This is a genomic window from Peptidiphaga sp., from assembly GCF_057238965.1.
Genome location: NZ_DBHHEV010000085.1, coordinates 4,098 through 10,131 on the forward strand (window position 1 = coordinate 4,098; position 6,034 = coordinate 10,131).

The 6,034-nt window shown below is 64.5% G+C and carries 6 protein-coding genes, 1 tRNA gene and 1 pseudogene; 7 read left to right on the forward strand and 1 reads right to left on the reverse strand.

All coding sequences use genetic code 11. The annotated features are described in order from the left end of the window. The 6 genes and pseudogenes from ACO48X_RS09295 to ACO48X_RS09320 all read left to right on the forward strand — a co-directional run. Positions 1 to 418 (forward strand): annotated as a pseudogene (locus ACO48X_RS09295) (tryptophan synthase subunit beta); the annotation flags it as partial. Continuing rightward, a complete protein-coding gene (gene trpA / locus ACO48X_RS09300) occupies positions 415 to 1,230 on the forward strand; it encodes a tryptophan synthase subunit alpha (protein WP_485001807.1) in 816 nt (271 codons plus the stop codon). The pseudogene ACO48X_RS09295 and the gene trpA, both read left to right, overlap by 4 nt. Further along, positions 1,227 to 2,315: a prolipoprotein diacylglyceryl transferase gene (gene lgt / locus ACO48X_RS09305; RefSeq protein WP_485001808.1), complete on the forward strand. Its 1,089-nt coding sequence runs from the start codon at positions 1,227 to 1,229 to the stop codon at positions 2,313 to 2,315. Before trpA ends, lgt begins: the two co-directional genes overlap by 4 nt. A 129-nt stretch (positions 2,316 to 2,444) precedes the next feature. Beyond that, on the forward strand, positions 2,445 to 3,872 hold the full coding sequence (gene pyk / locus ACO48X_RS09310; protein WP_485001809.1) for a pyruvate kinase: 1,428 nt from the start codon (positions 2,445 to 2,447) through the stop codon (positions 3,870 to 3,872). A 7-nt stretch (positions 3,873 to 3,879) separates the two neighbouring features. After that, positions 3,880 to 3,960, forward strand: a tRNA-Leu gene (locus tag ACO48X_RS09315). Between the two features lie 150 nt (positions 3,961 to 4,110). Beyond that, positions 4,111 to 4,737, forward strand: coding sequence for an ANTAR domain-containing response regulator (locus tag ACO48X_RS09320; protein WP_485001810.1), 627 nt, complete (start codon positions 4,111 to 4,113; stop codon positions 4,735 to 4,737). A gap of 6 nt (positions 4,738 to 4,743) precedes the next feature. Here the strand turns inward: ACO48X_RS09320 and ACO48X_RS09325 are convergent, their stop codons facing one another. After that, entirely contained in the window at positions 4,744 to 5,142 is a 399-nt protein-coding gene (locus tag ACO48X_RS09325; protein ID WP_485001811.1) for a PaaI family thioesterase, read from the reverse strand. A 183-nt stretch (positions 5,143 to 5,325) separates the two neighbouring features. On the opposite strand from ACO48X_RS09325, the gene ACO48X_RS09330 reads away from it, so the two are divergent. Continuing rightward, the coding region (locus ACO48X_RS09330; RefSeq protein ID WP_485001812.1) for a 5'-3' exonuclease at positions 5,326 to 6,034 on the forward strand (709 nt) is incomplete at its 3' end.

Genomic DNA, 6,034 nt, shown 5'->3' on the forward strand with positions numbered 1-6,034 from the left:
AAAGACCGCGGCGACGATCAACGCCGGCTCTCTGGGCATTTTCCACGGTTCGATGAGCTACCTCATGCAAAATGAGGACGGCCAGACGGTCGAGTCCCACTCGATTTCGGCGGGCTTGGACTATCCCGGCGTCGGCCCCGAGCACGCGTGGCTGCACTCGATCGGGAGGGCGGAGTACCGGGCGATCGACGACGATGCGGCCATGGAGGCCTTCCGGCTTCTCACCCGCGAGGAAGGCATACTCCCGGCCATCGAATCGGCCCACGCCCTGGCCGGCGCCCTTCAGATCGGCCGGGAGGCTCAGGCAGCGGGGAGCAGGCCGCCCACGATCCTCGTATCCCTCTCGGGAAGAGGCGACAAGGACGTGCAAACCGCCATGGACTACTTCGGCATCGAAGGCAAGGGGGAGACGCTGTGAGGGAAGAGACGAAAACGTCCAGGGTGGGGCAGGCCATCGACGCGGCCAAGGAACGCGGCGGCGCCGCATTCGTCGGATATCTGCCCGTCGGATTCCCCGACCTCCCCGGTTCGATCGCGGCGGCCAAGGAGCTTGTGGCGGCCGGGGCCGACGTCGTGGAGGTCGGCGTGCCCTACTCGGACCCGTCGATGGACGGCGGAGTGATCCAGGAGGCGACTCGCCTGGCCCTCGAGGGCGGGACCCGCGTGGCTGACACGTTTGCAATGGTTGAGGCCATAGCCGGCGCCGGCGCGACTCCGATCGTCATGACCTACTTCAATCTCGTCTTCCGCTACGGAATCGATCGCTTCGCCCGCGATCTGGCGTCGGCCGGCGGAGCGGGCCTCATCACCCCCGACCTCATTCCCGACCACGCGGACGAATGGCTGCAGGTTTCCGACGCGCTTGGCTTGGACCGCGTCTTCCTCGTTGCGCAATCCTCGCGAGACGATAGACTGCGTAGAGTCGCACAGGCTTCGCGAGGCTTCGTCTACGCTGCGTCGACGATGGGAGTCACGGGGGAGCGGGCCAGCATCGACGAGAAGGCGCGCGACCTCGTGGCGCGCACGAGAGCGGCCGGAGCGCAGCGCGTGTGTGTGGGAATCGGCGTGACGACGCCCGCCCACGCGTCGAGCGTCGCTTCCTACGCCGACGGCGTCATCGTCGGCTCCGCCCTCATCCGCCCGCTTATGCGGGGCGGCCTGCAAGGGCTGCGCGACATGAGAACGACAGCGGAGGGCCTCGCCCTCGCCGCACACGGAGAGGAACAATGAGCGTCCTTGCTTCTATACCGTCGCCGCCGGTGAGCTCGTGGAGCGTCGGCCCGTTCACGATTCGCGCGTACGCCCTGGCGATCATCTGCGGCATCGCCGCCGCGTGGTGGATACTTCTGCGCCGGTATCGGGCCAAAGGAGGGCCGGACGTCGTCGTCGGAGACCTCCTCTTTTCCATGGTGGTCTTCGGAATCGTCGGCGCAAGGATCTACCACGTCGTAACAGACCATCAACTTTACTTCGGCAGGGGCAAGAACCCGCTTCAGGCTTTTGCCGTTTGGAACGGCGGCTTGGGCATTTGGGGCGCGATAACGTTCGGCGGGGTCGGCGCCTGGCTCGTGGCGAGGCGCTACGGGCTGCGCCTCATGCCGATCGGCGACGCCATAGCCCCCGCGCTTCTCACGGCTCAGGCGATAGGCCGGATCGGCAACTACTTCAACCAAGAGCTGTATGGAAAGCCGACCACCGTCCCCTGGGCGCTGGAGATCGACGCCCGCCACATCGTCGGAGGGTACCCCGAGGCCACGACGTTCCATCCGACTTTCCTCTATGAACTGCTGTGGTGTTTGGCGGGGGCGGCGCTGCTCTCCCTGCTCGGCAAGCGGTTCAAGCTCGTCGGCGGCCAGCTTTTCGCCTGCTATGTCATGTACTACACGGCGGGCAGGCTGTGGATCGAGACGCTGCGCATCGACAAGGCGAATCTTGTGTTCGGCCTGCGCCTGAACGTTTGGACCTCGATCGTCGTCTTCCTCGGCGGGCTTGTCGCATTCGTCGTCCTTCGCCGCCGCGTGAAGGAAGACCCCGGCGTCGACGACGTCTGGGTGAGCGACGAGGCGCGTCAGAAGTTTTTCGAGCGCATCGGCTCGGAGGATGGCGCGGAAAAGGGCGACGCCGAAAAGGACGACATTGAGAAGAATGGCGGCCTCGAAGGCGAAGAAGCCGGCAAACGGGACAAATTGACCACGGGGGAGAAGGCTCGCAGGAAGGCGGCCGCCGCCGAAGAGAAGGCCGGACTGGCCAAGAAGATCTCTGAGCTTGCAGCCGAGAAGTCCGGCGAGGGCAAACCCGAGGCGGCCGAAGGGTAAGTCGAGGGGCCTGAGGCGGCGCAGAGCCGGTTGGGAAAGCGCAGAGATTCGTCGCCGTCGGCGTGATGTGGCGCTCAACGCCGTGCGCGTTGAGTGCCGCGCCGCCCGCGCTCGGGTAGGCTTGAGTACATGCGAAGAGCGAAGATTGTGTGTACCCTGGGCCCTGCAACCGATTCGCAGGAGGAAATCCTTGCTCTGGCGAGAGCCGGAATGAATGTCGCACGCATCAACGCGTCGCACGGGACCCACGCCGAGCACGAGGAGCGCATTCGGCGCGTCCGCAAGGCTGCCGAGATCACGGGGCAGGCCATCGCGGTCCTCGTCGACCTCCAGGGCCCCAAGATTCGCCTCGGGCATTTTGCCGACGGGCCCCATGATCTGGCCGTCGGAGACATCTTCTCGATAACCACCGAGGACGTTCCCGGAACGAAGGAACTCGTTTCCACGACCTACAAAGGTCTGCCCGGCGACTGCAACCCCGGCGACCGCATCCTCATCGACGACGGCAAGGTGGCTGTCCGCGTGCTCGACGTCACGGATACGACCGTGCGCACGGAAGTCATCGTCCCCGGCCCCGTTTCGAACAACAAAGGCGTCAACCTTCCCGGCGTCGCCGTTTCCGTTCCGGCGCTTTCTGAAAAAGACCGCGAGGACCTCGAATGGGGTCTCAAATTCGGCACCGATTTCATCGCGCTTTCCTTCGTCCGCACGCCCGCAGACGTCGACGACGTCCACGAGATCATGGACCAGGTCGGCGTCCGCCGCCCGGTCATAGCAAAAATCGAGAAGCCCCAAGCCGTCGAGAATCTGGAGGACATCGTCAGGGCCTTCGACGGCATCATGGTGGCGCGAGGCGACCTCGGCGTCGAGCTTCCGCTCGAGCAGGTGCCGCTCGTGCAAAAGCGGGCCATTTCTTTGGCCCGCCAGCGCCCGAAGCCCGTCATTGTCGCCACCCAGGTCTTCGACTCCACGATCGACCATCCGCGCCCCACGCCCGCCGCGGCCTCCGATTGCGCGAACGCCGTCATGGACGGCGCCGACGCCGTCATGCTCTCGGGGGAAACTTCCGTCGGAAAGTTCCCGATCGAATGCGTCGAGACGATGTCCTCGGTCATCGAGTACGCCGAGGAACACGGGATGGAACAAATCCCGCTCATCGGCAATCTTCACAGGACGCGCAACGGCGTGATAACTCGCGCTGCCATGGAAATCGGGGAGTCCCTGGGCGTCAAACACCTCGTCGTCTTCACGGAAAGCGGCCAGACTGCTCGGCGCGAGGCGCGGTTGCGCGCTCGCCTTCCCATCCTGTGTTTCACCCCCGACCCCGACGTGCGCAATCAGCTTGCGCTCACGTGGGGCTTGACGACGTTCACCGTTCCCCACGTCAAGCACACCGACGACATGGTGGCGCAGGTCGACCATCTCCTGCGCGAGCTCGGGATGGCCGTGGACGGAGACCGCATCGTCGTCGTCGCGGGAATGCCCGCTGGCGAGTCCGGTTCGACGAATACGATTCGAGTCCATAAAATGGGTGAGACGCTTCCTCGGCACGGCTGAGGGACCGGCTCCTGTGGTGGAATTGGCAGACACACCGCACTCAAAATGCGGCGCCTCGTGCGTGCGGGTTCGAGTCCCGCCGGGAGCACACTCTCATGCAGCGGCAGGCTTTTTCTAGGCAGCGCGCCTTCCCAGTTTTCGGGCTTTTGGTAAAAAAACACCACCTTGTGCGATTCGTCGCGTTAGTATGGACGCATCACGAATCAAATCGGAGGCATAGTCGAAGGAGACAGTACATATGGCAAATGATGCTGAGTCGGGGACCGAGCAGGGCTCGACTCCGAGCACGGCGTACCGCGCCTTGGTCGTCGAAGACGAGGCCCTTATCAGACTGGACATCGTCGAAACCCTTGAAGAAGCTGGATTCGAGGTCGTCGGGCAGGCCGGCGACGGCGAAAAGGCAATCGAACTCGCCGAGGAGCTTGACCCCGACCTCGTCGTCATGGACGTGAAAATGCCCGGGATGGACGGCATCACTGCAGCTGAGAAGATTCTAGCGGCGAAAAGATGTGCAGTTGTCATGCTCACCGCATTTTCGCAGAGCGAGCTCGTCGAAAGGGCGCGGGACGCCGGCGCCATGGCGTATGTGGTCAAGCCCTTTACGCCTGCGGACCTCATTCCCGCCGTCGAGATCGCGCTTTCTCGCAGCCAGGAGATCCTCGCGCTGGAAAACGAAGTTTCCAATCTCGCGGAACAATTCGAGACGCGCAAAAGGGTGGACCGGGCCAAAGGCCTTCTTGAGGCGAAGATGGGGCTGTCCGAGCCCGAGGCTTTCCGGTGGATCCAGAAGACGTCGATGGACCGTCGGCTCACGATGAGGGAGGTTGCCGACGCGGTCATCGAACAGGTCGGCGGCCGCGACTGACGCCCGTCAGCTTCGAACGAACACGAGGGACAGCCTTCCCACGGCGGTCAACTCCCCGGAGTCGTCGCGTATCTCGACCCCGACGCACATGCTTGACCTTCCTCGATGAACGACGGTCGCCTTTGCCGTCACGCAGCCTTCCGTCACGGAGCGCAGCTGGCTCACCGACAGTTCCGTTCCCACCGGGACGCGGCCGTCGGGGGCGTTGAACCTCGCCAGCACCGACCCGGCGTGTTCGACGAGCACGCCGTTGGCGCCGCCGTGCAAAAGCATCAAACCCTGGCGGTTTCCCTCAGTCGGCATGCGCATCTCGACTGCCTCGGCGTCCGCGCGGACGAAGCTCAGCCCCATGCGCGAGGCCAGCTCGCCGAGGGCGCTTTCGCCGAATTCTTCAAGTGAATGCATGCCGACGATCGTAACAGCTCCCGGGTTGGCGTCGGCCGAAATCCGAGATCGCCTCGCCGAAAGCCCAGGTCGCTTCGCCGAGGAGGCGGACCGTTTGGCTCGCGGGGGAAAACACGGCCGACGCGAGGGCGCCGCTGCAGCCCGGAAGGTCCGGGGCGGCCGGGAGGCACTAGAGTTATAAGGGTGAAAGACTCGACTCTTCTTCTCATCGACGGCCATTCGCTCGCATTTCGAGCGTTCTACGCCCTGCGCGCGGAAAATTTCGTCACCGACGGCGGACAGCACACAAATGCGGTGTCGGGCTTTCTCACCACGCTTCTCAAGCTCGTCGCCGATTACGAGCCCACCCACATCGCCGTCGCCTTCGACCTTCCCGGCGGGACTTTCCGCACGCGGATGTACGGCGACTACAAGGGGGGCCGCGGCGAAACCCCGGCGGAGTTCGCGGGGCAGATCGAGCTCATCCAGCAGTCTTTGGACGCCATGGGCGTCCGCTGGCTGACCGTTGAGGACTACGAGGCCGACGACATCGTCGCCACGCTTTCCGCGCGGGGAGAAGAAAGCGGGATGCGAGTCTACATATCTTCGGGAGACAAGGACTCCTTCCAGCTTGTGGACGAGCGGTGCACGGTCCTTTACCCGATGCCCCGCTCCGAGACGCAGGTCCTCGACGCCGAAGGCGTCCTCAACAAGACGGGCGTGCTCCCTTCCAACTATCGGGACCTTGCGGCGCTCGTGGGGGAGAACGCCGACAACATCCCCGGCGTCCCGGGGGTGGGGCCCAAAACGGCGGCCAAATGGATCGCGGCCTACGGAGGCGTCGAGGAAATCCTCGCCCACGCTGACGAGATCAAGGGAAAGGCCGGCGAATCGCTGCGGGCCAACGCCGAGC

Excerpts from the sequence above, each read along its gene's own strand:
- lgt (WP_485001808.1), top strand. The coding sequence starts at position 1,227 with ATGAGCGTCCTTGCTTCTATACCGTCGCCGCCGGTGAGCTCGTGGAGC.
- pyk (WP_485001809.1), top strand. The coding sequence starts at position 2,445 with ATGCGAAGAGCGAAGATTGTGTGTACCCTGGGCCCTGCAACCGATTCG.
- ACO48X_RS09320 (WP_485001810.1), top strand. The coding sequence starts at position 4,111 with ATGGCAAATGATGCTGAGTCGGGGACCGAGCAGGGCTCGACTCCGAGC.
- ACO48X_RS09325 (WP_485001811.1), bottom strand. The coding sequence starts at position 5,142 with ATGCATTCACTTGAAGAATTCGGCGAAAGCGCCCTCGGCGAGCTGGCC.